The organism is Shewanella sp. HL-SH5, assembly GCF_051163755.1.
Taxonomy (GTDB): domain Bacteria; phylum Pseudomonadota; class Gammaproteobacteria; order Enterobacterales; family Shewanellaceae; genus Shewanella; species Shewanella glacialimarina.
Map to the genome: position 1 here is coordinate 1,720,402 of NZ_CP195038.1, position 25,994 is coordinate 1,746,395.

Genomic DNA, 25,994 nt, shown 5'->3' on the forward strand with positions numbered 1-25,994 from the left:
AACAGGGCGGCAAGTTTCACAGTGTCTTCCTTATTTAACGGACTTCTCTATATTCGATTGTAGCTGATTACCAATTTGGGTGCTGCGGTACAATTGAATCAAATTTTCTTCATGGGTGTAGTTAAGATGAATTGGCCGAGCAATATCCAGGCTTTTACCTTTAATGGCAACATTAATTTGTGCATCGCCATTAGAGTGCATTGCAACTTTACCCGATAACTGCTGGTAGTTTAAATGTTCTAAAGCACCGAAGACTAAGTTCAGATAAGGCTGTGATTGTTTTAATTGTTCAATGGCTTCATTATTATCCACTTTAATTAGGCCGCCAGGCTGTCGTGCGGCTATATGTCCACCTGTTATAGTCAGTTCACCGTTAATAAATTCGGCGGGTAAAACGCCATCAAAGATGCCATCAGCATGCACACCCACTTGCGGTTGCTGCTCAAGCAACTGTTTAAGGCTTAAGCCTTGTAACAGTAAATAGCCATGGGATTTATCATGCAGTTTGAATACAAACTCTGGCACAAGAAATTGGCCCCCCAAAGCATCACCTCTTAGGGTCATTTTGATATCTGTTTCACTCAGTCCTGTCAGCTTTTGTAACCAATTATTCAGTGGCTTAGTCGGATCCATGTTGAGTTCAATATTAGCTTGCAAATTCAGATTGCTAAACAGTAATCCCGCACGGCCTTTTGCGATATTGATGTTGGTTTCAGGGCATATTAGCTGACTTGTTGATATCGAATCTTCAATGTGTTGTTGCCAATTAAATTGGCATTGAGTATTGATCCAAGAGTCTGAAATATAATAGTCGATATAATCAAGGTTTAAATCGGTCAGTTGAGGTTGGATTAACATTTCAAAATATTGGATTCCATCCTGCTCTCTCATTGAATAGCTGCTTGCTACCTTAACCCGACCTGCGATGTTTAAACCTGGTGCAATAGGCTGATTTTTACCTATGGTAGGTAATGCTTGGCTAATATCGGTTTCTAGCAGCCATTGTCCTGCTAGCGATTGAGATTTAGGCTGAAAGAAGTGTTTGCTGGTGGCATTGATATTATCAAATTGCCATTGTTCTTGGCTTTGAATTAAGCCTTTATCTACAGATGTTTGCTGTTTTAAACTGACATGACCCAAATTAAGTAACGCCTGTTTTCGCTGTTTTGGGAGTGTCTGGCTGAGTTTGATATGATCTAATTGACTACTAATTTGATATTGACTGCTTTGCGCAAGGAATTGATCAATAAGGCTGTTAGTTGTGTTTACTTGCCATGTAAAATGAGTTGATGGCAGCCAATCAAATTGAGCACTCTTAGCAGAAAGTGATTGCTTTTTACCTATGGAATCGATTGCTACAGCGTTAACTTTTTGCAGTTCAAGTTGTAATGGGGCTAACGTTAGCTGAGTATAACCTGTTGTCGATTCAAATTTACTTTGTTGGTGAAATTGAATGCTCATTTCTGTACTAGTAAAGCTTTGTGAGCTCGTTTGGGCGATGGTCGATTCTAATGCTGAGTTATTTTTATTCACATATAACTGAGACATTAAAATTTGGCTTGAAGGCATAATAATGAGCTTATCAGTAAAGTCTTTATTTAGCGTATGTTGTTCACTGTTATTATGCTTATTTAATAAACGTTCAAATTCTGCTTCAAAGGTTACGCGTGCTTTAGACAAGGTGAATTCATTAAAGGGTAATGTTAGTGCTAAGGGGAACTCGGTTAATGGCGCAAATAGCTTCACCATGTCAACTGCTTGAGTGATGTCTAATTCAACAGAGGGGGCGATATGGATTTCGCCTAAATCATTGACCTGAACATCAGTTAGACGAAAGGTGTTGTCGATAATACCGCCTGAGACACTGGCAATAATTTCAGGTGTGAAAAAACTGACTGGCACTACAGCGCTAGTATTATTATTTGAATGTTCATTTGTTTCTAATGCCGCTAAAGGTAACCACAATAAACTTGGTTTAGGCACTGATACCAATAAACCAATCTGGCTAGTGGCGTCGCGTGAGTCAACTTTTAGACCGTCAATAAACGCATTAAGCTGAGACGCGATATTATCCGCAAACAACTGTTTAAGAAGTTGACTAAGCTGAAGTTGATTAAAACTGATTTGTTGTTCAAAGGGCGCTATATCGATTTTGGCTGCAAAAATATTTTGCGCACCTTGGTTTATACCTGCAGGAACAGGTTGTTGTTTAACATCCACTTCTATTTTAAAGTCATCAGGTACATTAAATGCTAAGTGCTCAAATTTTTGTGACTCAACTTTGAGTGCGATGAAATGATTAACCGAATAAATTTCATTATTGGTTAAGTTAATTTGGGTATCGGCATGCCAATTACCATCAATATCAATTTGATATTGCTTAAGAGGGGCTAAAACAGTGGCTAATTGTTGTTGGATTCCAACAATCATGCCGTATGTTTCCTGCTCACTTCTCTTAGCTTTAAGCGAAGTGATAGCGGCCGTGAGATAGTCTGATAATGCATTTAATCCAAGCTGACTTTGTTTGAGATTCAATTTGGTGGACAAGTGCAATTGTGTTGGCATTATTTGCGCATTAACGTTAAATAATTCATTGTCATCGAATCGCCACAGGGTAGATAAAGCGCCTTGTGGGTTAAGAGTAAATGTATCCATTTTTAAACTGTGGCGAAAATGAGTCACAACACCATTAGCCGTGGTTAATTCAGGTCCGGCAGCGGGCAAAGCGGGTAAGCGAATTATCGTTTCACCTAAATCAATGTCGGGGATGTGGTTAAATACTAATTGCCATGCTGCACTGGACTCGGTTTGTTGCTGAGTTTGACGGTTAAAAAAGCTAGCGCCTAAATCAACATAAACGCTTTTACTACTCAACTTAACAATGTCACTGGGATCGAGTTGTTGTTTTTTTGCTATGGCAAGGGTATCTGTTAGGGTGAGTTCAAAACCTTGTATGGAAATGTAACTGTCTTCTATTTGTAAGATAAGCCGAGGAATGCGTAGCTGATTTATCGATACTAACTGTGTGTCTAAGTTCAGTACTTGAATATCATAGGGTGATAACAGTTTGTTGAGCACCTTGATACTGATAGGGTGAATATTTTGGCTGACATACCACGTTGCACCGATAATCATCAGCAGTAAAAGTAGTAATATTCGCTTAACGGTGAATATGCCTTTAATCATTAACACTTCAAGAAGTTAAATAAAAAGCCAGCGTATCAAACTCTGGCTTAAAAGTAATGTTATCTATTGTTGAATTAATGCAGAATTAACCGTTTAAACCCAGCGGATATGGGTTGTTAGAGTGTGGGTTTCGCCGGGAGATAAGGTCACCTTGTCATCCAATACATTGGCGGCTTCTAAACATACCATAGTGAGGTAGTCATCTGCTTTAAAACGAGAAAGGCGAGTCGACTTTTCTATCCACGGATTCCACAATACTGCCGATAGGCTGTTTTCTCGGCTAACTTCGATAATCCCAGTTGGCGTGTGTAAGTGCTGAACTGGCGATAAATCCGTATACACTCGATCTGTTTCTTTATCAAAGTTCACTTTATCATTGGGTTGTTGATAAGGACCTTCACCAAATTCAATATACTTAGAACCGTCAAAACCTGTGGCTGACAGTTGATGAATATCATTAATAGGTAAATAGGTATGGAGTGCTTGGGTTAAACTGACAGGATAGTTAGCATTATTTTTATTAACGATACTGACGGATAAAGTATCACTTAGGGTAAATAGCACTTTAACTTCGGTATCATGTGGCCAATATTGGCGGTCTTGTTCTGTGAGCTTTAGGCTAAATATCAAATCCACTATTTCATCGTGCATATTGATAGAGTCAAGACTCCAAAGCCGAGTACGGGCAAAACCGTGTTGAGGAAATCCGTCATTGCCACTCATACCAAACCATGGCCAACAAACGGGTATACCGCCGCGGATCCCATTACCTACTTGATAATCGTCTGCTGCTGATACCCATAATAATGGTGCTTTGCCAGTCGGGGTGAACTGGTCAATTTGTGCCCCTTGAAGAAAGATCCGTGCTTGGCATAAATCGGTACTGACCTCGACATAATCAAGACCATTCTGATGTTTTTTGGTGGTCACTGAACCCATAATACATTTCCTTGTGTTCAACTTCGTGGTGTTTTAAGGCTGTGTAGTAAGTTAACGTTTTTTATTCAAAAAAGTAAGTTATTCAACTGTGGAAATTATCGCTTGATAAAATGCAATAAACGGTTGTTGGCAGGCATACTAAAGTCGTCAATTAACATTAATTGCTGTGCTTTGGCTAATGCCAGTATCCATTCAATATCTCGTATTCCACTTGAGGGATCATTTTGTTTAAGCCACTGTTCAAAATTGGCATTACTGTCGCTGGTAAAATGTCCGTTATAGTTAAATGGCCCGTATATAAATACTTGGCTATTTACTTTAGTTACTTGCCCGACACCGACAAAAAAAGCTTCAACTAGCTTGCGACTCATAATGTGCAAGGTATTGGCAGTATAAATAGCATCAAATATTTGCTTAGGCCACTGCTGACTAACATCTAAGGCAATTGCTGCGGGTAAATTAATGATATTAGCCTGCGCAATACGGGCATTGATATGATTTAAGTTAACGACTTGGTCGCTGGCTTGCCAACAAATATGTGGTAATTGACGGGCAAAAAATACCGCATGTTGACCTGTGCCAGTTCCCACTTCCAATAAATGAAGTGGGTTAATTAACCGTGGCGCAATAATATCTAAAATGGGTTGTTTGTTGTTTTCACACGCTTGAGAAAAGGGTAAAAGCGCTAACTCAATCAAGATAAATTAACCTTATCCATAAGCAGTTGCTGTAACGCTATAACCGCTTGCGTGCGATTACGAACCCCGAGTTTACGAAAAATAGCCGTAGCATGGGCCTTAATGGTCGCTTCTGACACACCAAAGTCATAGGCAATCTGCTTATTTAATAATCCTTCGGCAAACATTTGTAATACTTTGTACTGCTGTGGGGTTAAATCAGATAATCGGCTAGCCATTTGGTCTGTCGGATCATCACTTACTGGCAAAATTTGGGTGCCTGCGGGCAACCAAATATCGCCATATAAAACGGCATTTAGGGCTTCTGCTAAGGTTTCCATTGATGACGATTTAGGGATAAAACCACTGCTACCATAATGTATGGCACGGCTTATGGTATTGATGTCTTCATGTGCGGAAATGACCACAACAGGAATATTAGGGTAATGACTGCGCAAATGGATAAGCGTCGAATACCCATGTGATCCCGGCATTTGTAAATCTAACAAAATAAGGTCAACAGGGACTTCGGTTGAGTCCATCAATTTTTGTAATGCTTCTGCGCTGTCAGCTTCAAACCATTGGGTGTTATTAAAAGCTAAGCTTAAAGCTTGTCGCAAGGCATTACGAAATAAGGGGTGGTCGTCGGCAATAATGATACTTAAATTTTCTAGCTTCATGGCTTTTATATTCGTTGTTGCGCTTGAAGATTAAATCAATGTAACAGAAAAGTTATCTGGTATTCCATTGCTTTGTGTCTAAATGAACCGACAACAGTGCAAAATTACAACAAAAGTAGACTTTGGTCTAATTAAATTGGCTATCTTAATCGGTTGAATGGTCTATACATGGTGGTTGAGCGGTGAAATATTGAAATTCATAACGCATTAACTAAGCTTAATACTTGATAAAGGTTGGTTTTTTTTGATCCTAACCCCATGTTTTTTAGTATATAGCTGCTAAGTTAGTGCGTCAGTTTAAGTAAGTGATTTAAAAAGTAGAGTTTCAATGTTACTGACGCAGCACAATTAAATGCCTTTTTTAAGTAACTAATAGGAGACACACAATGTCAGCAGGTAAATGCCCAGTTATGCACGGCGGCGCGACACAGAGTGATATGTCACATATGGAGTGGTGGCCTAAAGCGCTAAATCTAGACATTCTTCATCAACACGACAACAAAACCAATCCGATGGGACTTGATTTCAATTATCAAGACGAAGTTAAAAAGCTCGATGTTGAGTCTCTTAAAAAAGATCTTCACTTACTCATGACTGACAGCCAATCATGGTGGCCAGCGGATTGGGGCCATTACGGTGGACTAATGATCCGTATGACTTGGCACGCTGCAGGAACATACCGAATTGCCGATGGTCGAGGCGGAGCCAGTACGGGAAATCAACGTTTTGCCCCAATAAATTCATGGCCAGACAACGGTAACTTGGATAAAGCACGCCGTCTACTTTGGCCGATCAAGAAAAAATACGGTAATAAGCTAAGTTGGGCCGATTTAATTGCCTATGCAGGCACCATAGCTTATGAATCTATGGGATTGAAAACATTTGGTTTTGCCTTTGGTCGTCAAGACGTTTGGCACCCAGAGAAAGATATCTACTGGGGCGCTGAAAAAGAGTGGTTAGCAACTTCTGATAACGCGAATAGCCGATACTCAGGAGACCGTGAGTTAGCCAATCCGTTAGCCGCTGTGATGATGGGGCTTATTTATGTTAACCCTGAGGGCGTAGACGGCAACCCTGATCCACTTAAAACAGCTAAAGATGTACGTGAAACCTTTGCCCGCATGGCAATGAATGATGAAGAAACGGTAGCACTAACTGCTGGCGGTCATACTGTAGGTAAAGCCCATGGTAATGGCGATGCCTCGTTATTAGGCGCTGAGCCTGAAGGTGCTGAGATTGAAGACCAAGGCTTTGGCTGGTTAAATAAAACCAAACGCGGCATAGGCCGTGATACTGTCACCAGCGGTATAGAAGGCGCATGGACAACTCATCCAACCCAATGGGACAACGGCTACTTTGACATGCTACTCAATTATGATTGGCAGCTTAAGAAAAGCCCCGCAGGCGCCTGGCAGTGGGAACCTGTAGACATAAAAGACGAGCACAAACCTGCTGACGTTGAAGATGCATCGATTAAATGTAATCCAATTATGACCGATGCCGATATGGCCATGAAAATGGATCCTGAGTATCGTAAAATCACCGAACGATTTGCCAAAGACCCTGCATATTTCTCTGATGTGTTTGCTAGAGCCTGGTTTAAATTAACCCACCGTGATTTAGGACCTAAAGCTCGCTACATTGGCCCTGATGTGCCAGAAGAGACCTTAATTTGGCAAGATCCTGTACCAGCAGGTAAAACTGACTACGATATTCAGGCGATTAAAGACAAGATTGCCGCCAGTAATTTAACAATCAGCGAAATGGTCGCCACAGCATGGGATAGTGCGCGAACCTTTAGGTCATCTGATCTTCGTGGTGGTGCTAATGGCGCTCGTATTTGTTTGGCGCCACAGAATCAATGGCTGGGTAATGAGCCTGCACGCTTATCTAAAGTGATAGCGGTATTGCAGCCAATAGCAAAACAAAGCGGTGCAAGCATGGCTGATGTCATTGTTCTGGCTGGTAATGTCGGTATTGAAAAGGCGGCTAAGCTTGCAGGTAGTGATGTATCAGTACCATTCACGCCAGGTCGGGGTGATGCTACAGCTGAAATGACCGATACTGAGTCATTTGATGTGCTAGAGCCCATTCATGATGCTTATCGTAACTGGCTTAAAAACGATTATGCCGTGAGCGCGGAAGAGCTAATGCTAGACCGTACTCAATTGATGGGGCTAAACGCCCACGAAATGACAGTATTAGTAGGCGGCATGCGGGTACTTGGTACTAACCACGATAATACCAAACACGGGGTATTTACTGAGCAAGAGGGCGCGTTAACTAACGACTTCTTCGTCAATTTGACAGATATGAATTATTCCTGGAAACCAGCAGGCAAAAATCTGTATCAAATATGTGAGCGAGATAGCGGTAAAGTTAAATGGACTGCAACGCGGGTTGATTTGGTATTCGGCTCTAACTCGATTCTTCGGGGGTATGCAGAAGTGTATGCTCAAGATGACAACAAACAAAAGTTTGTTGAAGACTTTATCGCCGCATGGTCTAAAGTAATGAATGCAGACCGTTTTGATATAGCGTAAACATAAATAGCTGCTTAGATTGCAAATCTAAAGGCAATATTTGAATGTAAACCATTGTATTGCGTATTAAGATACGCGGTACAGTGGTTTTTTTATATACTGTTTACGGTCTATTAATCATATAACCTCACACTTGCTCATCAGCTTGATGCTCTCCAGAACCAAGATCAACTTCTAATGTGGTATGTATGCCACTATAATAACGATAAATTATAGAATATTAGGCCGTTATGAATAATAACCGAGAGATAGTTGACCATTTACGGGATCGTATTCCGACGTTTGAATGTAAACCAGGTTGCCACGACTGCTGCGGGCCTGTCACCACCTCCTCAGAAGAAATGTCACGTTTACCAGTGAAAACAGATGCTGAGCATGACGCGGCATTAAATGAGTTTAACTGCGTACATTTAGGGCCAAATGGTTGTACGGTTTACGATGAAAGACCATTAATATGCCGGTTATTTGGTACTACACCTAATATGCCATGCCCAAATAGCTGTCGTCCCCAAGAGATGATTGATATTAAAGTTGAAAATCAAATTCATCATTTCATCAAAAATACCCGCCAGGTATTAGTGTAAATGTGATGTGGTTGGAAAATAGCTGACGTTAACTTGACCGACATCCTTGTGGTCATTGATACAGTTGATGTTTCTATTATTGGAGTGCTATGTGCTATGTGCGTTAGCTTAATGGCCAAACCTTGGTAGGATTGCGTTGTTCATTCACTGCAACAAAAGTAAATACACCTCTAATCGCATGTTCGCGATGGTCGTCATACATATTTTCGACAAAAATATTCACTTCAACTTTAAGCGAGGTATTACCCACATGAATAACCCTAGCGACTAATTCGGCTAAACTGCCTGCTGGAATGGCTTTTTTAAAATCAATTCTGTCTGAGCTAACAGTAACTAAAGACTTTCTGCAAAAACGGGTCGCAGCAATGAAAGCGGTTTCGTCCATCCATGCTAATGCATCTCCACCAAATAAAGTGTTGTGATGATTGGTGTTAGACGGAAAAATAGCTTTAATGACGCGAGCTTCAGACTGGTCAATGCGGGCGAGCATTTCGTCTGACATTAGGTTTGCTTTAGGTGAATTTGTTGTACTTGATTTATGGGTTGTGTTTGAGCTGGTATCAGTGGCGGTAAGGGGCATATTACTCCTAAGGATTATGCGAAACTAAGGTTGAATACTGAATTTTTAGAGGGTATTAACCTAATTTAAAAACAATTACTCAAAATCATTTAAGGCTTCATTTCATTAAAATGAGAAGCCTTAAATGTGAGTAACAACATTGGTTTTAAAGATTTAACAACAGCCAGTGAGCATTAATCTGCTTTTGTTGATGGGTTATCTTTTTTGCTTGTATCAGTACTATTTATACCAGCATTAGCGCCTGTATTGTCATTCTGATGTTCATCGGCATTTTTATCTGCGCTTTCACCTGGAGCAATGCTTTTATCTTTGTGATCACCTAAATGTGGCATTTTAAATTTAGCGCTGTACTTTAATACGGCTAAATTACTGGCAATAACACCCACCACTAAACCAATGATAATCCACACTTCAAAACCTGATAAATCCATACTGATGCTCCAAGGTTTAGTTAATCAACCGCTAAGCGTAATTCACATTTACGAATATCATCAGGGGTATCGACTTCTGGTGAATCGAATGCGCTAATCGCGATTTTTATTTTATAGCCGTATTCTAATGCACGCAGTTGCTCTAATTTTTCTAGGTCTTCTAACTTACCTAGTGGTAATTGGGCAAAGGCATTAACAAAACGACGGGTGTAAGCATAAACACCTAAGTGTTTGTAGACAGGGTATTCGTTAGTGTCACGGCCAAACGGAATGCGTGCGCGTGAGAAATACAGTGCGTTGAAGTCATTATCGAACACCATTTTAACGTGCATTGGGTCGTCTAATTCTTTCTTATCGGTGATTTCAAATCCTAAGGTCGCCATTTCAAATTCACCAGGGTGGCGTTCAAATAAGCTAATGATTTGTTCTATCGAAATAGGGTCGATTAAGGGTTGATCGCCCTGTAGGTTAATCACTAAATCATCATCGGCTAAGCCTAACTGGCTGATAGCATCATTAATACGATCGGTACCCGATGCGGCATCAGCGCTAGTCATAACCACTTTACCACCAAAACCTTCAACGGCATCTTTAATGCGAACATCGTCAGTGGCAACGTAAATATTGTCTAACCCTCTGGCTAATGAAGCACGTTCGTAAACGTGTTGGATCATCGGTTTACCATTAATAGGCGCTAATGGCTTGCCAGGAAAACGACTTGAACCATAACGAGCTGGAATTAATAGAGTAACATTCATCAATAAAAACCTATTTTAATGGTAAACAAAAGGGCTCATCTGAGCCCTTATGACAAAATGACTTAGCCGTATTATATACGACGGAATAACTTAGTCAGCATTTCATCGGTAACTTTTTCTTCCCAGCCTTTACCGTAAACATTGTCCCATAGTGGGCCCATGCTCTTAGTGACTGCAACCATCTTAGCTATAGTTTCATCTGGTAAGTCTTTACAGATGTTTTTCGGTAGGGTGATGTTGTGAATTTCCATCATTTTACGGAATTCTTTCACACCTTCTGGATAGAATTCTTCTAACACATCAAATGCTAAACAGTTGCCGATACCGTGATGGTAGCCTAATACATAGCCTAAACCGTAAGACACCGCATGACATGCACCCACCTGGCTATAAGCAATGCTCATTCCGCCCATGTAAGAGGCCATCATTAGCTTGTCATCTTTTTCTGGATGATCGTCTAGGTAAACTTGGCGACATAAATCCATCGATTTTTCAGCGAAGGCCTTAGCAAATTCGTTCAGGTAAGTCCCTTGTAAAGACTCAACACAGTGGATAAAGCAATCCATACCAGTGTAGAACCATTGATCTGTTGGAACACCTGCAATTAACTCAGAATCCATAATGATTTGATCAAACACAGTGTAGTCAGAATTTAAGCCTAACTTACGCACTGGGCCACACAGTACCGCAGTACGTGATGCTTCAGCGCCGGTACCGGATACTGTAGGAATACCAATGTGGTGAATTGCAGGGTTTTTAATTAAATCCCAACCTTGGTATTCAGATGAGCTTCCTGGGTTAGTTAGCATAAGCGATACCGCTTTAGCTAAATCCATTGTAGAGCCGCCGCCTAAACCAACAACACTGACTGGTTGCTTAGTGTTAAAGGCTTTCACTTGTGCTGTTAATGCATCAACTTGTACCGTTGTTGGTTCGTCATCTACGTTAACGTAAATGACTAAGTCTTGGCTTTTGTTGGGAACTCGCCCTGCTAATGGTTTTTCTTGGTGTACGTCGTCAACCAGAAATACCACAAAATCATCGGCTTCTTTGCGCTCTTGCTCTAATACCACGTCCAATTGCACGAACGAGCCACGACCAAAAATCATTTTTGGTACACATTTAAAATTTTTAAAACTCATTACAACACTCTCCAATTGAGATATTTACTGTAAAAAGTACTATCACCTCAAATGAGGTGATAGAAGATAAGTTATTTAAGCAAAAGCACGTTTGATGTTTTCAATACGCTCTGCAATTTGCTCATCTGTCCAAGACAGTTTAATTAACATCGAAATCGTACGGCTCATAATGGCATCTGATTTTGGTGTTTTAATTTGTGTATAGTCAGGGCGGTCAGCAATTAACATAATTGGTAACGCAGCAGGGGCTTTAAGTTCCTGAATATGTTTCCAATTTTTAAGGTAATGCCAGTTGTTGATATACCAGTAAAAACAACCATCGACCTTGTTAGCTGCAAGTTTTTTGTTTATCTCAATAGTGCGCTCTTCTGTAGGCAAGAAGAAGCTTAAGAAACCTGCTGAGTCACCTTCTGGATCAGGTAGTTCACGGAAAGTCACTTCTGGAATTTGTGCCATCGCATCTTTAATGGTCTTTTTGTTTTTACGTTGAATCGCAATAATTTTGTCTAGCTTACGTAACTGGGCTAAACCCATTGCAGCGTTCATTTCAGATATACGGAAGTTCAATCCCATTATTGGGTGACCTTCAGCGCCACGGTCACTGCCGACATGATCATGGCCATGGTCAGAGAACATATGGCTGTGATTGTAGATGTCTGAATTGTTAGTGACAATAGCACCACCTTCACCACAAGTGATGGTTTTAACAGAATCAAAAGAGTAACAACCGACATCACCGATAGTGCCTAGTGCTTGACCTTTGTAGCTTGCACCTATGGCCTGGCAAGCATCTTCAAGAATAATCAAGTTGTGCTTCTTACAGACGGCTTTGATTTCATCCATTTTTGCCATAGAGCCACACATTTGCACTAGATTTACTGCTTTGGTGCGTGGGGTGATAACCGCTTCAATGCCTTCTGGCGATAAACATAAGGTTTCATCAATTTCAGCAAAAATAGGGATTGCGCCAGCCATAAATACTGCTTCCACAGAAGCCACAAAAGTAAACGGCGGTACAATAACTTCATCACCTGCGCCAACACCCGCTGCAGCCATAGCAGTTTGAAGTGCAGCAGTACCACTTGATACAAGATGAGCGTGTTTAACGTTCATCTTCTCACAGAGTAATTGCTCCATGTCGCGAGTTTTCCAGCGATCATTACGCATATGGTCAAAGTTGTAACGGAAAGTAAAACCGTTCTCCATTACGTCAGCGACTTCCTGCTTTTCTTCTGGACCGAATAATTCAAAACCTGGCATGGAAATTATCTCCTAAAATTCTACGCATCTTTGCGTTTACATAAACCCGCTAATTATAACTAGGTTAGTGGGGAGACTGCGACAGTTATTGAAAAATAATTCATTTTTCTTTATTGATCAACTTGGGAGGTTAAAGATCACCTTGAAAATATATGCAGATATTACATCTTGTTATTGAGGTTTATTTCTGGCTATACTTACCGAATCTTGTCGGAGTGCCATTAAGGCTGAGACCGTTAATTCGGGATCCGTTGAACCTGATCAGGCTAAAACCTGCGTAGGTAACAAGCATAATAATCCTTGGTGATTATTCATGCGTAAAACTTAAGTGGTTTTACCATATCCACTTAGTTTTACCCGTGTTTACCTCTTTTGATTATTGACAGCAATTGCGTCTAACCATTCTTTGAATTGCGTTAACGATATTGCTCGCTCTCAACACACTTTCCTCCAGACAAGCAACTTTCTCTCATTTTATTCGAGGTTGCTCATGTCAAATCGTCGCGAAACCCGTGCTAGCGCACAAGCTTTTATTGATAACTTAAAACCATTACAACATCCCAATTCTGAGAAAATTTATCTGCAAGGTAGCCGTGCTGATTTACGCGTAGCCATGCGCCAAATTCATCAAACCGATACCATTTTGGGCGGTGATGACACCAATCCCCTTACAGAGCAAAATCCTCCGTTAAAGGTTTACGATTGTGCTGGTGCGTATTCTGATCCCAATGCTGAAATCAATGTGCGCTTGGGTTTAGCCAAGCTTCGTCAAACTTGGATTGAAGAGCGTGACGATACCGAAGCACTTGATGGTGCTAGCTCTCATTTTACCCAACAACGTTTAGCTGACGATGGTTTGGACCATTTACGCTTTGATGCGCTAGTGCCACCGCGCCGTGCCAAAGTGGGTAAGCGAGTGACGCAAATGCATTATGCTCGCCAGGGGATTATTACTCCTGAAATGGAATACATTGCCATTCGCGAGAATATGGCAAGGCAAGAGGTTAGCGATCCTGTGCTAACAAAAAAAGCTAAGGGTGAATCCTTTGGTGCTGTGATTGGTGAGTTAATTACCCCTGAATTTGTCCGCAGTGAAGTGGCGAGAGGCCGCGCTATTATTCCGCTTAATATTAATCATCCAGAGTCAGAGCCTATGATTATTGGGCGTAACTTTTTGGTTAAAGTGAACGCCAATATTGGTAACTCAGCGGTGACATCATCGATTGAAGAAGAAGTTGAGAAGTTGGTGTGGTCGACACGTTGGGGCGCTGACACGGTAATGGATTTATCGACTGGCAGATATATTCACGAAACCCGCGAATGGATAATTCGTAATTCACCTGTTCCTATTGGCACAGTCCCCATTTATCAAGCGCTAGAGAAAGTAAACGGCGTGGCAGAAGATCTTACTTGGGAAGTGTTTAGAGATACCTTGATTGAACAAGCCGAGCAGGGCGTTGATTATTTTACCATTCATGCTGGCGTGTTATTACGCTATGTGCCTATGACAGCCAAACGCTTAACCGGCATGGTGTCTCGTGGTGGCTCTATTATGGCCAAGTGGTGTTTAAGTCATCATAAAGAAAGCTTTTTGTATGAACGCTTTCGAGATATTTGTGAGATTTGTGCAGCCTATGACGTGTCCTTGTCATTAGGTGATGGTATGCGTCCAGGCTCGATTGCCGATGCCAATGATGAAGCACAATTTGCCGAATTAGAAACCTTAGGCGAGCTGGTTAAAATTGCCTGGCAATATGATGTGCAAACCATTATTGAAGGCCCTGGCCATGTGCCTATGCAGTTGATTAAAATCAATATGGAAAAACAGCTAGAACTTTGTGATGAGGCGCCATTTTATACCTTAGGACCACAAACGACCGATATTGCACCGGGTTATGATCATTTTACCTCTGGCATAGGTGCGGCAATGATGGCCTGGTATGGCGTCGCTATGCTGTGTTATGTCACACCCAAGGAACATTTAGGTCTACCGAACAAAGAAGATGTAAAACAAGGGCTAATAGCTTACAAGATAGCAGCACATGCCGCCGATGTCGCCAAAGGACATCCGGGGGCACAGGTACGTGATAACGCATTATCAAAAGCCCGTTTTGAATTTAGATGGGAAGATCAATATAACCTAGGGCTTGATCCTGACACAGCCAGAGCCTATCACGATGAGTCATTGCCGCAGGAGTCGGCCAAAGTCGCCCATTTTTGCTCCATGTGTGGCCCTAAATTCTGCTCAATGAAAATCACTCAAGATGTGCGTGAATATGCCGCCAACCTTGAAAAACAAGCGCTGCAAAATGTTGAAGTGATTTCGCCAGCTGATTATCAATCCTATCAAGCACAAGGTGATCTGCTACCTACTCAGTCAAAAGACACAATAGCTGCAAAAATGGCACAAAAGTCAGCGGAATTTAAAGCGACCGGTTCTAACTTGTATCATCAAAAATCGGTGGCAGAGGTTGCTGAGTAATGGCGCCAATAATTCAATCTGTCCAATCAGCTGTTAAAAAGTCAGCTGGGCTTAAACCGATAGTGTGGACTATTGCAGGATCAGACAGTGGTGGCGGAGCAGGTATTCAAGCCGACTTAGCCACTATCAATGACTTGCAATGCCATGGTTGTAGTGTCATCACCACGCTTACTGCCCAAAACTCAGTACAGGTGAGTTTAGTTGAGGCTGTGTCAGAAAAAATGTTACTGGCACAGCTCAATACGTTAATCACCGACATGCCGCCTAAAGCAATTAAAATTGGTTTGCTTGCCAATCAACATCAGCTTAATCAGCTGGCTAATTGGTTGCGAAATTTTAGCACTAGTACGAATAACGAGCTCGATGGTAGGGCAAGCATAGCAGTGATCCTCGACCCTGTTATGGTGGCCAGCAGCGGTGATAAGCTTAATCAGCACAGGCTAGATTTTAGTCCATTTAAAGGAGTGATTAATATGATCACCCCAAATCAGATGGAGTTAATCAGCCTTGTTGAAGCGATAGATGCTCGCGCGACAGAAACTAATGCAATACACACTAATGCGACAGAGACTAAAGCATCAAACACTAACGTGGCAGATGATAGTGGCAGTCAGCATAACTTAACTGATACACAAAATATGACGCTTGATTGCATGGTTACTATGGCCAAGCGGGTGAGTGATTATTTTGAGTGTGCTGTTGTCGCCAAAGGTGGCGATGCGCCATGGCAAGCTGACAAAGCCCATGATGTTTATATTTGTCATCATGTTGAAGGTGGCAGCGCCGAGCATAATAACAGCGTGTTTATATTAAGCTCAGATCGCGTTGATTCGGTTAACAACCATGGTAGTGGTTGCACCTTGTCATCTGCAGCTGCCAGTTTTATCGCACAGGATTTTGTGCAGCACGATGCCATAGTATTGGCTAAAGCCTATGTCACTAACGGTCTTAAACACGGTATTAAGCTTGGTCAAGGGCCTGGATGTTTAGCCAGAACCGGTTGGCCAACATTGCTTGAGTTAATGCCACATATTGTACAGTTAGTAGCAGATGTTAAAGCTACCGATACCGCGCCAAAGGAGGTTGCTTTAGCGGTAAAACCATCCCTTGGAATTGATCAACAAGTTAATAACTCGCTATTAAGAACAGCTACTATTAATTTCACAAAACTGTCGACACCACTAGGTATTTATCCTGTGGTGTCATCGGTAGATATGTTAGAGAAGCTATTGAAAGCGGGCTGTAAAACAGTGCAACTGCGGATTAAGCAAGATGTGGAAGATATGCAAGTAGTGTCCTATGACAAGGTGCACAGTTTTGTTGATGAACAGCACAAAGCGATGTGGTTAGCAAAATACGGTTCAGGGCAGTTAAGTTCAGAACCGAAAGCCTCAGCGCCTATTGCCGCTAAATACCTGTTAGATCAACACCAGTCAGAACAACAGGAGTTAGAACAACAAATACAACGTGCTATTCAGCTAGGTCGAGACTTTAATGCCCAATTGTTTATTAATGATCACTGGCAACTTGCACTTAAGCACGGTGCATTTGGGGTACATTTAGGTCAAGAAGATGCCTTAGTTGCAGATTTATCGGCCCTTGCAGCAAATAATATCGCGCTTGGGTTATCTAGCCATAGTTACTTTGAAATACTACTCGCGACTCAGTTAAAACCATCCTATATCGCCCTAGGGCATATATTCGCGACCACGACTAAACAGATGCCATCCAAGCCACAGGGGTTAACAAAACTAGCCTGTTATGTGTCGTTACTAAATGGTCATTATCCCACTGTTGCTATTGGGGGAATTGATGGTGATTGCTTAAAAGAGGTTGCCGAAACTGGTGTAGATGATGTTGCAGTGGTGCGGGCAATAACTCAGGCCAAAGATGCGACTGTCTCCTATAAAAACTTAAGTCAGCAATGGCAACAGTTAACCGAGTCGTCATTTCAAACAGAACCAACACAGCAAACGGGATCTAGTTCTCAAACTAGATCGACTCCGCCAACTCAGCCTAATCGGCAAACCCAATACCAAGATAGTGACATTATCGCTAGCCAAACGCATTTGGAGGGCATATGAAAACTAGCTTAAATGATCATGAATACATTCAGTACTCCAAACAAATGCTACTAACTGATGTGTCAGAAAAAGGCCAGTTAGCTTTGATGAATGCCACCGCTATTATCGTCGGCGTTGGAGGTTTAGGGCAGCTGGTGGCGCAATACTTAGCCGCATCTGGGGTGAGTATAATTCATCTTATTGACGGTGATGATGTCGAGTTGTCTAACCTGCCTCGGCAAATATTGTTTGATGCTAACGATATAGGGAATAATAAAGCCAGTATTGCTATGAAAAAATTACATCAAAGGAATGTGGTTTGTGATTTAAGCGCCCATCAGGTGTTTATTAATCCTGGTAACTATCAGGCATTATTTAACAGCCTTGTCCCCAAATTTTCATTAGCTAGCGGCCTTTCATCAGCCGTATTGTTTGATTGCAGCGACAACTTTACTACCCGGCAATTAGTTAATCGGATCGCGATTGAATATAAAATGCCGCTGATCAGTGCATCAATTTCTGCTGATCAAGGCCAATGGTTCGCCTATTTACCTCTGCCAAATTCATCTGAGATGCAAGTATCAAGCATTAACTCTCACGGTTGTTATCACTGTGTTTATCCGTCCGACAGCATATTAAGCCAAAATTGTAGCCAAGCAGGAGTGTTAGGCCCAGCAGTTGGGGTTATGGCATCGATGCAGGCGTTAGCGGGTATGAACCAGATGATCGATCGACCAATAGAGTACGGGGTCTTACATCGTTTTGATGCTAAAAGGCTGTCTTGGTCAAAAGCCAAAATGAATATTGATAAGCATTGCCATGTTTGCCAGTAACGTATCTGTCAGTGATGGCAAAAGTTGATGACCTAAATGATGAGCAAGGTTGTTGAACACTAACAGTAACAAACACAATAGTTAAGGTGCAGTGATGATTGAAATCAACATCAATGGAGAACTACAGTGTCTTCAGCCCAATACCTCATTAGCCCAAGTGCTAGTGCTAAAACAGATAGAGCCTAGAAGTGTCGCGCTGGTGGTTAATCAGCAAATCATTCCACGCAGCGAGTGGCATCAATATCAATGCCAAGCTAATGATCAACTTGAATTTTTTTCCGCCGTAGCGGGAGGGTAATATGTTAACGATAGCCGATCATCAATTTGAATCCCGTCTATTCACTGGTACAGGTAAGTTTGCTAATTCGGCCACTATGTTGGCCTCTATAGAAGCGTCAAAGTCACAGTTAGTGACGCTAGCGATGAAGCGAATCGATTTTAAAAATGGCTTAGATGATTTACTGAGTCCGTTACAGCAATTAGGGGTAAAACTACTGCCTAATACTGCAGGGGCCAGAAATGCTAAAGAAGCGATTTTTGCCGCCGAACTAGCCTTTGAAATGTTAGGCACTAAATGGATTAAGCTAGAAATTCATCCTGATCCAAAATACTTAATGCCCGATCCAATAGAGACATTAATCGCTGCCCAAACGCTATGTGAGAGAGGCTTTATTGTATTGCCCTATATCCATGCTGACCCTGTGTTATGTCGTCGTTTAGAAGAAGTTGGCTGCGCTGCAGTTATGCCACTGGGAAGCCCTATTGGCAGTAATCAAGGCTTAGCCACCGAAGCTTTTTTAAAAATAATTATTGAGCAATCAAGCGTGCCAGTGATTGTTGATGCCGGTATCGGTGCACCTTCACAGGCATGCCGTGCAATGGAGATGGGAGCTGATGCTGTGTTAGTCAATACTGCCATTGCCAGTAGCACTAATCCTGTTTTAATGGCCGATTGTTTTAAAAAAGCAGTCCAGAGTGGTCGACAAGCTTATCAAGCAGGCCTAGGTGTAGTTAGTGCTAATGCCCATAATACCAGTCCGTTAACGGGGTTTTTAACCTCGAGTATGGTGGGCTAATGCGCTACTCAGAAACATTTAGCCAACTCAATATTGATGATTTATCAATGAAGTTATATGCCACTACAGAAGCAGATGTTGAGCGAGCATTGCAGTGTCCAAGTGGCAATCTAAACAGTTTGATGGCGCTGTTATCGCCAGCGGCTCAACCATATATAGAGCAGATGGCACAGGAGTCGGCTCGTTTAACTCGACAGCGTTTTGGGGCTAACTTAGGGTTGTACTTACCCTTATATTTGTCAAATTTGTGCGCCAATGAATGTGATTACTGTGGTTTTACCATGAGTAATAAAATCAAACGTAAAACCTTAAATGATGATGAAATTTTAGCTGAAGTGGCCATCATTAAATCCCGTGGATTTGACTCTGTTTTGTTAGTTGCAGGTGAACACGAAACCAAAGTTGGTATTGAATATTTTGCTCATGTTTTACCACAAATAAAGCAACATTTTAGTTATGTGGCAATGGAAGTACAGCCGCTTGAAACAGATGAATATCGTCGTCTAGTTTCCCAAGGGTTAGATGCTGTAATGGTTTATCAAGAAACCTATCGGGCGCATACTTATGCAAAACATCATACTCGCGGTAAAAAACAAGATTTTAATTATCGTCTCGATACTCCTGACAGGGTAGCTGAGTCTGGGGTGGATAAAATCGGATTAGGGGTGCTGTTAGGGTTAGATGACTGGCGTATGGATGCGTTATTAATGGGTTATCATCTTGATTATCTTGAGCGACAATATTGGCGAACCCGCTACAGTATTTCACTGCCAAGGTTACGGCCATGCACCGGCGGAATTGAACCTAAAGTAGTGTTAACCGATATAGGCTTGGTGCAAATGATTTGTGCATTTAGACTGTTTAATCATCAGCTTGATATTAGTTTGTCTACCCGTGAAACCCCCGAGTTTAGGGATAACCTACTGCCACTTGGGATCACCAATATCAGCGCGGGCAGTTCAACCCAACCAGGGGGTTATCAGCAGCCTGATAGTCAGTTGGATCAGTTTGAAATAAGCGACCAGCGCAATGTCGGACAGGTGATAGCAGCCATGCAACAAAAAGGTTTTAATCCTGTGTTTAAAGATTGGGAAAATAGCTGGATAAAATGATAATAGAAACGGTTAAATACTGTACATTTTAGCCAGTATGAGCGATACTGAGTTAAGTTTTATTGGTTATCAGAGGACGTATTATGCAAATTCAATCCGCGTATTCATCGGGCGTTCAAGGTTTACAAAATTCACAACAAGGTCTGGCGCAGGCAACTACCGCAGTTGCAGCACCCGATCCTAAGCCGACAGCACCTGCGGCTCAACAGGATACGGTAACATTAAGTAGCCAAGCTGTTGAACAGTCAGATAAAACCAGTGCATTAGTCTCTGCCGTTGAATCAAGGCAGCAGGGCGAGGCCTCAGTTAAAGTGATAGAAGCCGCCACCGAAACGGTTGGCAGCATAATCAATATTGAGGCCTAATGAGTTAAGTGAGCGGTGAGCGTTTAATGAATCTTTAGCGCCACAGCACCACTTATCTCACTTGTGATGAAAAATGGACATTCGTCAATCAAGCTTACCAAGTAATAATTTTCAACCTGCGACGAGTCAATCTAAGCAGGTTGTCGCCGTTTCTGCTTCAAACCTAGCTTCAGCAAATTTAGCGTCAATAAGTTCGGTATCAACCATTCCGTCTTCCAGCGCCAGTTTAGCGGCCAATGTGGCACTTACAACAGCTAAGCCAATTGCTAAATCAACCGTTACCCCAACTGCAGCAGCTGTTAGCCAAAATGTATCACCTGTGGTGACGACAACGGCCGTCAAAACAGCAAGTTTTGCTACTGTATCGCCGATCAACACCAGTAGCGCTGCAGCTAATCAAAACCCGAGTGTTACCCCAACTAACAGTCCCAGCACTATTTCATCTAATGGGTTTAATTTGCGCACAGGTGCAAGCCACATTGCGGCAATTAATCCTGCACAAATAGCTAAACCTGAAGTGAGTCAAACAAGTGCAGTTAGTGTTGATGCAATACAAGCAGTCAATATTTTTGCCACAGCAGACCCTAGCGAAACAGAACCTAGCGAAACAGAACCTAGCGAAACAGAACCGACTAATACCAAAACCGATTATCAGCAGTTGTTTCAACAGCAAACACAAACCGAGTCTAATGTAGACGTTGAAAAAGAGCGCATTAATCCTTTTGAAGATAAAACACCACCAAGTGAGATTAATACCGGGTTTAGTCAAAATGCTGTTAGTCAGAGCGCTGTTAATCAGGATGCTAATAATCGTCAGCAAGACGCTCAAGTAAACGGTCAAGCAGAACAAGCTTCAACATCAGAACAAGCCATTGCTGCTGAGCAACAAAAACAGCAGCAACAAGCGCAAGAACAACAGCAACAGCAGGCTAGTGATCAAGTTGAGCAGCAACAACAAAAAGTTGCCCAAGCTGAACAACAAATAATCAGTGAATTATCAAAGCGTGACATTGAAGTTAAAACCCACGAACAAGCCCACAAAGCCGTGGGTGGAATGTTTGCGCAAAGTCCTTCTTTTTCTTATGAAAAAGGCCCCGATGGTAAACGTTATGCGGTTGATGGTGAAGTTCAAATTGATGTGGGTGCTGTCTCTGGCGATCCACAAGCAACATTTAATAAAATGCAAAAGGTATATGCCGCTGCAATGGCGCCTAATCAGCCATCTAGTGCCGATATTCGTGTCGCAGCTGAAGCGGTACAAAAAATGAATCAAGCTAAAGCTGAAATGGCTGAATTGCGCCAGGAAAAAATTATTCCCGCTGAAGATATTCAGCATATCAATGAACTAGCTAATACCTACAAGCAGGCTGATGCTCAACAAAATGGATTTCAGCAGTCACAGTTAGCCCCTTTCACATTGGCTGAAAAGAATACAGCAACAGCAGATGCAAAAAGTCGATTTAATCAAAAGATGGCTGAGTCACAAGATACGCGAACACCTCAAGTACCACTAGCAACTTTAGCTTACCTGCAAAATCAAGCGGTTCCCAACACATCCTCAACCAATTCATTTATGTATGATAAATCTGATCAGGCGTTAGCTTTTTCAGTATAAGGCTGACTGGTTTCGATTTCGTGCTGCAATAAAATTAAACTTTCTAGTAAACGACATGCAGGGCCTTGTCGGTCTCTATTCGGCACAACTAAATTTAAGGTTATTCTGCGCTGATAACTGCCATGCAGTTTTAATTTATGTAACTTACCTTGCTTCACATCATCTTCAACCAAAAAGTTAGGTATCCAACAAAATCCAAGTTGGCGACCTAGAATAACTTTGGCTTCATGAAAATTTGATACGGTAATACGCTGCTCAGCTTTTAACCAACCAATATCATTGATTGAGTTTGACCCAGTATCTTTAATCACTATCTGCAAATGCTGCGCAAGCTGCTTTTCATCTTCAATACTGTCTAACTGAGCCAATGGATGGTTAGGATGACACACTAATTCAAAATCACATTCACATAATGGTTGTGCTAAATGGGCACGCGGTGGCGTAGCACAAATGGCAATATTAACCATTTGCTGGTTAATTAAGTCATGGGTACCAGAAATGACTGAATCAAGCACTGTCACTCGGGTACCGCGGCTGAGGGGAATAAATGCTTCAAGCGCATCGACTAACTTTTCAGTAGGATAAATGATCTCTTTGGCTACGGTGATACTGGGCTCCCACCCCTGGCCAAGGTTGGTGGCAAGCTGTTCAAGTTCATCTACTGACTGTGTCAGATGGCGAGATCGGCGCAGTAGTACTTCACCTTGCTCGGTAAGATAGGCTTTGCGGCCTTTTACTTCTAATAACTGAATGCCTAACTGATGCTGTAATTTTGCTACTGCATGATTTAGTGATGACTGGCTTTTATTGAGTTGTTCGGCCGCCTGTGAATAGCCACCATGATCAACCACAGCTTGTAAAATTCGCCATTGCTCTAGGGTTGATTTAGCACGATTCATATAAAAGCCTTTATTTTCAAGTTCAGGTAGTTGGATGGGGTTAACCAATATTCAGATAGTAGCATTTTGCAGGGGAAAGCATAGTCGCAAGGGCGCTTTTAAGATCTGTTATGGGTATGGCATCACTTTATCGTTATGCTTTAGTTGTACAATTTTTGCGTAAAATGGCTTGTTAGTGCCTAATGTTAAAATTGAGCTAAGCCCCAAGCAAAGGTAAATGTTTGATACTTTTGTATTGCAGTGACAGCGTTATGCAGTGTTGAATCACTTTAGTTGGAAGCGGAAAATTAACCTTTAATACTATGGCTCTATTTCCCTGATATTGAATAACATCTGGATACAGCTCTCTAAATGTATCAACCAGTTTAGTGTTGCAGTTGAAAAAAATGAAATACTGCTCGGGGTATTTAGGTTTCCAGTCAATTCTTATCGGGCTACCATTTTTAACCGCGTAACTCGGTTCACCCCATTTCAGCGTTTCTTCAACTTCGCCTAAATGATGTTGACTGGCAATATCTAAAATAAGCTGCCGCAGATGAACTAATAACGGCTTTATCTTTTCAGGGTAGCTTTCAAATTTGTGTTGAACTTCCATTTTCATGATCCGACACTCCCTTTAAATAATGATTGTTATGACTAATTTGACTGAAGCTGTAATTACGAAGGTAAGATGTTTATAAAATAACCTGACTTCACTGTTAGCATCTTATCGTCTGTTGAACCAAAGTAAACGTATGGTAATCATAATGATCACTTTCAAACTGGCGTAGAGCCCACATGGATGTGCTTGCGGCGTGTAGCAGAAGTGTTTGCACATAGGCTACTTCCAGTATTTGAAATAAGAACTAAACGATTATCAACCTAACAGATATGAACTAGCAGAATAAAAAAACGCCCGTGACATAAGTCGCGGGCGTTTAGGCATTGTTAAAGTTCAAATCAAGAATCAAGAATCAAGAATCAAGAATCCAGATAGCAGATTACTGGTAGCTGCTGGCGTGTACGTTACGCACTGCGCGTCCCGATGGGTCGATAATGCCGCGTAAACTTTCATCCCAAGCCAGTGCTTCTGGGGTAGAGCAGGCAACTGATTTGCCACCTGGTACGGTTTCAGCTGCACTTGGTAACGGGTAGAACTCTTCAAAGAAACAACGGTAAAAATAAGCTTCTTTGGTTTCTGGTGTGTTATAAGGGAAACGGAATTTTGCGTTTGCCAATTGCACATCATCAACATGTTTACCCGCATGTTCTTTCAAGCCATCAATCCAAGAATAGCCTACACCATCACTGAATTGCTCTTTTTGACGCCATGCCACTTCTTTTGGCAATTTGTGTTCAAATGCCTGACGCAGAATGTGTTTCTCAATACGACCATCTTTAGACATTTTCGCTTCTGGATTGATGCGCATTGCCACATCCATAAACTCTTTATCTAAGAAAGGCACGCGGGCTTCAAGTCCCCAGGCGGCCATCGCTTTGTTGGCGCGTAGACAATCAAACAAATGCAGTTTATCTAACTTACGCACTAATTCCTCGTGGAATGCCTGCGCGTTAGGGGCTTTATGGAAGTATAAGTAACCACCAAATAATTCATCAGCACCTTCACCAGACAACACCATTTTAATGCCCATAGCTTTAATTTTTCGTGCCATTAGATACATAGGCGTCGCTGAACGAATTGTGGTGACATCGTATGTTTCTAAGTGATAAATCACTTCTTTAATAGCATCTAACCCTTCTTGGAATGTATACACAATCGGGTGATGAATGGTGCCAATGGCATCGGCCACTTTTTGCGCCGCAACTAAATCGGGTGATTCTGCTAAGCCAACCGCAAATGAGTGAAGCTGTGGCCACCAGGCGCCGGTTTCACCATCATTTTCAATTCGATGTTTTGCATAGGTTTGGGTAATCGCTGACACAACCGATGAATCTAAACCGCCAGATAACAATACGCCGTAAGGCACATCAGACATTAATTGACGTTTAACCGCAGCTTCTAAGGCCTCACGTAAGTCATCAATACTGGCTGGGTTATCTTTTACCGCATCATATTCCATCCAGTCACGGACATAATATTGCGTTGGTTGACCATCGGCTGAATATAAGTACTGGCCTGGTAAAAACTCTGCCACGGTTTTACACACAGGCATAAGTGCTTTCATTTCTGAGGCTATGTAGAAGTTACCCGCAGTATCAAAGCCAGTGTAAAGCGGGATAATACCCATGTGATCACGGCCGACCAAATAAGTTTGCTTGGCTTTGTCATACAAGACAAACGCAAAGATGCCGTTAAGTTTATCTAAAAAGTCACAACCGTATTCCTGGTATAAAGATAAAATCACTTCACAGTCAGAGTTTGTTTGGTATTGATATTTATCACCTAAATCAGCTTTAAGTTGCTTGTGGTTATAAATTTCACCATTGACGGCTAATATGATGTTGCCATCCTGGCTAATAAGCGGCTGGGCACCATGGTCAACATCAACAATCGCTAAACGCTCGTGGGCAAGAATCGCATGTTCATCTGCATAAATGCCTGACCAGTCTGGGCCACGGTGACGTAACAGCTTTGACATTTCAAGTGCCACTTGGCGAAGTTCACTTGCATCTGATTTGATATCTAAAATTGAGAATATTGAACACATAATACGACTCCAACAACATTATTTAATCTTTATCTGTTTGGTACTTTGACAGCATTTTATTCACTAGCCAAGTCTTATTTTTGATTAAAGCTCATTAAATTGGCTATTTTAATGATTATGT

General features: G+C 41.8%; 22 protein-coding genes and 1 riboswitch. Of the genes, 10 read left to right on the plus strand and 12 right to left on the minus strand.

Going from position 1 to position 25,994, the window contains the following annotated elements:
• Nucleotides 1-30: 30 nt before the first annotated feature.
• The 4 genes from ACRWQM_RS07440 to ACRWQM_RS07455 form a co-directional block, all read right to left on the minus strand.
• Nucleotides 31-3,186 (minus strand): YdbH domain-containing protein, encoded by a 3,156-nt coding sequence (locus ACRWQM_RS07440; protein ID WP_434931733.1) that lies wholly within the window; start codon nucleotides 3,184-3,186, stop codon nucleotides 31-33.
• 93 nt (nucleotides 3,187-3,279) lie between these two features.
• Nucleotides 3,280-4,125, minus strand: a complete 846-nt coding sequence (locus tag ACRWQM_RS07445; RefSeq protein ID WP_434931734.1) for a D-hexose-6-phosphate mutarotase — start codon at nucleotides 4,123-4,125, stop codon at nucleotides 3,280-3,282.
• Nucleotides 4,126-4,220: 95 nt separating this feature from the next.
• Nucleotides 4,221-4,820: a DUF938 domain-containing protein gene (locus ACRWQM_RS07450; protein WP_434931998.1), complete on the minus strand. Its 600-nt coding sequence runs from the start codon at nucleotides 4,818-4,820 to the stop codon at nucleotides 4,221-4,223.
• Nucleotides 4,820-5,482: a response regulator transcription factor gene (locus ACRWQM_RS07455; protein ID WP_226415377.1), complete on the minus strand. Its 663-nt coding sequence runs from the start codon at nucleotides 5,480-5,482 to the stop codon at nucleotides 4,820-4,822. Before ACRWQM_RS07455 ends, ACRWQM_RS07450 begins: the two co-directional genes overlap by 1 nt.
• A 386-nt stretch (nucleotides 5,483-5,868) precedes the next feature.
• Here ACRWQM_RS07455 and katG point away from each other — a divergent pair, with 386 nt between their 5' ends.
• Entirely contained in the window at nucleotides 5,869-8,025 is a 2,157-nt protein-coding gene (gene katG, locus ACRWQM_RS07460) for a catalase/peroxidase HPI (protein WP_434931735.1), read from the plus strand.
• A 230-nt stretch (nucleotides 8,026-8,255) separates the two neighbouring features.
• Entirely contained in the window at nucleotides 8,256-8,609 is a 354-nt protein-coding gene (locus tag ACRWQM_RS07465; protein ID WP_235084494.1) for a YkgJ family cysteine cluster protein, read from the plus strand.
• A 103-nt stretch (nucleotides 8,610-8,712) separates the two neighbouring features.
• On the opposite strand, the gene ACRWQM_RS07470 is transcribed toward ACRWQM_RS07465, so the two are convergent.
• The 5 genes from ACRWQM_RS07470 to kdnA form a co-directional block, all read right to left on the minus strand.
• A complete protein-coding gene (locus ACRWQM_RS07470) occupies nucleotides 8,713-9,111 on the minus strand; it encodes an acyl-CoA thioesterase (protein ID WP_434931999.1) in 399 nt (132 codons plus the stop codon).
• Between the two features lie 251 nt (nucleotides 9,112-9,362).
• The gene (locus ACRWQM_RS07475; protein WP_434926373.1) at nucleotides 9,363-9,620 is read right to left on the minus strand and encodes a DUF2897 family protein; all 258 of its coding nucleotides are present in this window, start codon (nucleotides 9,618-9,620) and stop codon (nucleotides 9,363-9,365) included.
• Between the two features lie 20 nt (nucleotides 9,621-9,640).
• A complete protein-coding gene (gene kdsB / locus ACRWQM_RS07480) occupies nucleotides 9,641-10,378 on the minus strand; it encodes an 8-amino-3,8-dideoxy-manno-octulosonate cytidylyltransferase KdsB (protein ID WP_434931736.1) in 738 nt (245 codons plus the stop codon).
• A gap of 71 nt (nucleotides 10,379-10,449) precedes the next feature.
• A complete protein-coding gene (gene kdnB / locus ACRWQM_RS07485) occupies nucleotides 10,450-11,520 on the minus strand; it encodes a 3-deoxy-alpha-D-manno-octulosonate 8-oxidase KdnB (RefSeq protein WP_434931737.1) in 1,071 nt (356 codons plus the stop codon).
• A gap of 75 nt (nucleotides 11,521-11,595) precedes the next feature.
• The gene (gene kdnA, locus ACRWQM_RS07490) at nucleotides 11,596-12,780 is read right to left on the minus strand and encodes an 8-amino-3,8-dideoxy-alpha-D-manno-octulosonate transaminase KdnA (protein ID WP_434931738.1); all 1,185 of its coding nucleotides are present in this window, start codon (nucleotides 12,778-12,780) and stop codon (nucleotides 11,596-11,598) included.
• Between the two features lie 201 nt (nucleotides 12,781-12,981).
• A riboswitch (TPP riboswitch) is annotated at nucleotides 12,982-13,081 on the plus strand.
• A 189-nt stretch (nucleotides 13,082-13,270) separates the two neighbouring features.
• Here kdnA and thiC point away from each other — a divergent pair.
• The 8 genes from thiC to ACRWQM_RS07530 all read left to right on the plus strand — a co-directional run bounded on the left by thiC (nucleotide 13,271) and on the right by ACRWQM_RS07530 (nucleotide 22,326).
• On the plus strand, nucleotides 13,271-15,262 hold the full coding sequence (gene thiC / locus ACRWQM_RS07495) for a phosphomethylpyrimidine synthase ThiC (protein WP_434931739.1): 1,992 nt from the start codon (nucleotides 13,271-13,273) through the stop codon (nucleotides 15,260-15,262).
• Nucleotides 15,262-17,346: a bifunctional hydroxymethylpyrimidine kinase/phosphomethylpyrimidine kinase gene (locus tag ACRWQM_RS07500; protein ID WP_434931740.1), complete on the plus strand. Its 2,085-nt coding sequence runs from the start codon at nucleotides 15,262-15,264 to the stop codon at nucleotides 17,344-17,346. The genes thiC and ACRWQM_RS07500 overlap by 1 nt, the downstream gene beginning before the upstream one ends.
• Nucleotides 17,343-18,158, plus strand: coding sequence for a HesA/MoeB/ThiF family protein (locus ACRWQM_RS07505; protein ID WP_434931741.1), 816 nt, complete (start codon nucleotides 17,343-17,345; stop codon nucleotides 18,156-18,158). The genes ACRWQM_RS07500 and ACRWQM_RS07505 overlap by 4 nt, the downstream gene beginning before the upstream one ends.
• Before the next feature lie 94 nt (nucleotides 18,159-18,252).
• On the plus strand, nucleotides 18,253-18,456 hold the full coding sequence (gene thiS / locus ACRWQM_RS07510) for a sulfur carrier protein ThiS (protein WP_434931742.1): 204 nt from the start codon (nucleotides 18,253-18,255) through the stop codon (nucleotides 18,454-18,456).
• A gap of 1 nt (nucleotide 18,457) precedes the next feature.
• Complete coding sequence (locus ACRWQM_RS07515; RefSeq protein WP_434931743.1) at nucleotides 18,458-19,234, plus strand: thiazole synthase; 777 nt, start codon at nucleotides 18,458-18,460, stop codon at nucleotides 19,232-19,234.
• On the plus strand, nucleotides 19,234-20,346 hold the full coding sequence (thiH, locus tag ACRWQM_RS07520; RefSeq protein ID WP_434931744.1) for a 2-iminoacetate synthase ThiH: 1,113 nt from the start codon (nucleotides 19,234-19,236) through the stop codon (nucleotides 20,344-20,346). The genes ACRWQM_RS07515 and thiH overlap by 1 nt, the downstream gene beginning before the upstream one ends.
• Before the next feature lie 83 nt (nucleotides 20,347-20,429).
• Entirely contained in the window at nucleotides 20,430-20,711 is a 282-nt protein-coding gene (locus ACRWQM_RS07525) for a chemotaxis protein (RefSeq protein ID WP_434926365.1), read from the plus strand.
• A 73-nt stretch (nucleotides 20,712-20,784) separates the two neighbouring features.
• On the plus strand, nucleotides 20,785-22,326 hold the full coding sequence (locus ACRWQM_RS07530) for a putative metalloprotease CJM1_0395 family protein (RefSeq protein WP_434931745.1): 1,542 nt from the start codon (nucleotides 20,785-20,787) through the stop codon (nucleotides 22,324-22,326).
• Here the strand turns inward: ACRWQM_RS07530 and ACRWQM_RS07535 are convergent.
• The 3 genes from ACRWQM_RS07535 to asnB form a co-directional block, all read right to left on the minus strand.
• Nucleotides 22,302-23,225, minus strand: a complete 924-nt coding sequence (locus ACRWQM_RS07535) for a LysR family transcriptional regulator (protein WP_434931746.1) — start codon at nucleotides 23,223-23,225, stop codon at nucleotides 22,302-22,304. The two genes, ACRWQM_RS07530 and ACRWQM_RS07535, sit on opposite strands and share 25 nt — an antisense overlap.
• A 196-nt stretch (nucleotides 23,226-23,421) precedes the next feature.
• On the minus strand, nucleotides 23,422-23,826 hold the full coding sequence (locus ACRWQM_RS07540; protein WP_226415410.1) for a DUF1801 domain-containing protein: 405 nt from the start codon (nucleotides 23,824-23,826) through the stop codon (nucleotides 23,422-23,424).
• A 379-nt stretch (nucleotides 23,827-24,205) separates the two neighbouring features.
• A complete protein-coding gene (gene asnB, locus ACRWQM_RS07545; RefSeq protein ID WP_434931747.1) occupies nucleotides 24,206-25,873 on the minus strand; it encodes an asparagine synthase B in 1,668 nt (555 codons plus the stop codon).
• Nucleotides 25,874-25,994 lie beyond the last annotated feature (121 nt).

Coding starts and splice junctions, on each gene's coding strand:
- ACRWQM_RS07505 (WP_434931741.1), top strand. CDS start 17,343: ATGAAAACTAGCTTAAATGATCATGAATACATTCAGTACTCCAAACAA.
- ACRWQM_RS07465 (WP_235084494.1), top strand. CDS start 8,256: ATGAATAATAACCGAGAGATAGTTGACCATTTACGGGATCGTATTCCG.
- ACRWQM_RS07470 (WP_434931999.1), bottom strand. CDS start 9,111: ATGTCAGACGAAATGCTCGCCCGCATTGACCAGTCTGAAGCTCGCGTC.
- thiS (WP_434931742.1), top strand. CDS start 18,253: ATGATTGAAATCAACATCAATGGAGAACTACAGTGTCTTCAGCCCAAT.
- asnB (WP_434931747.1), bottom strand. CDS start 25,873: ATGTGTTCAATATTCTCAATTTTAGATATCAAATCAGATGCAAGTGAA.
- ACRWQM_RS07455 (WP_226415377.1), bottom strand. CDS start 5,482: ATGAAGCTAGAAAATTTAAGTATCATTATTGCCGACGACCACCCCTTA.
- kdnA (WP_434931738.1), bottom strand. CDS start 12,780: ATGCCAGGTTTTGAATTATTCGGTCCAGAAGAAAAGCAGGAAGTCGCT.
- kdsB (WP_434931736.1), bottom strand. CDS start 10,378: ATGAATGTTACTCTATTAATTCCAGCTCGTTATGGTTCAAGTCGTTTT.
- ACRWQM_RS07540 (WP_226415410.1), bottom strand. CDS start 23,826: ATGAAAATGGAAGTTCAACACAAATTTGAAAGCTACCCTGAAAAGATA.
- ACRWQM_RS07525 (WP_434926365.1), top strand. CDS start 20,430: ATGCAAATTCAATCCGCGTATTCATCGGGCGTTCAAGGTTTACAAAAT.
- kdnB (WP_434931737.1), bottom strand. CDS start 11,520: ATGAGTTTTAAAAATTTTAAATGTGTACCAAAAATGATTTTTGGTCGT.
- thiH (WP_434931744.1), top strand. CDS start 19,234: ATGCGCTACTCAGAAACATTTAGCCAACTCAATATTGATGATTTATCA.
- ACRWQM_RS07515 (WP_434931743.1), top strand. CDS start 18,458: ATGTTAACGATAGCCGATCATCAATTTGAATCCCGTCTATTCACTGGT.
- ACRWQM_RS07475 (WP_434926373.1), bottom strand. CDS start 9,620: ATGGATTTATCAGGTTTTGAAGTGTGGATTATCATTGGTTTAGTGGTG.
- thiC (WP_434931739.1), top strand. CDS start 13,271: ATGTCAAATCGTCGCGAAACCCGTGCTAGCGCACAAGCTTTTATTGAT.
- ACRWQM_RS07535 (WP_434931746.1), bottom strand. CDS start 23,225: ATGAATCGTGCTAAATCAACCCTAGAGCAATGGCGAATTTTACAAGCT.
- ACRWQM_RS07445 (WP_434931734.1), bottom strand. CDS start 4,125: ATGGGTTCAGTGACCACCAAAAAACATCAGAATGGTCTTGATTATGTC.
- ACRWQM_RS07500 (WP_434931740.1), top strand. CDS start 15,262: ATGGCGCCAATAATTCAATCTGTCCAATCAGCTGTTAAAAAGTCAGCT.
- ACRWQM_RS07440 (WP_434931733.1), bottom strand. CDS start 3,186: ATGATTAAAGGCATATTCACCGTTAAGCGAATATTACTACTTTTACTG.
- ACRWQM_RS07530 (WP_434931745.1), top strand. CDS start 20,785: ATGGACATTCGTCAATCAAGCTTACCAAGTAATAATTTTCAACCTGCG.
- katG (WP_434931735.1), top strand. CDS start 5,869: ATGTCAGCAGGTAAATGCCCAGTTATGCACGGCGGCGCGACACAGAGT.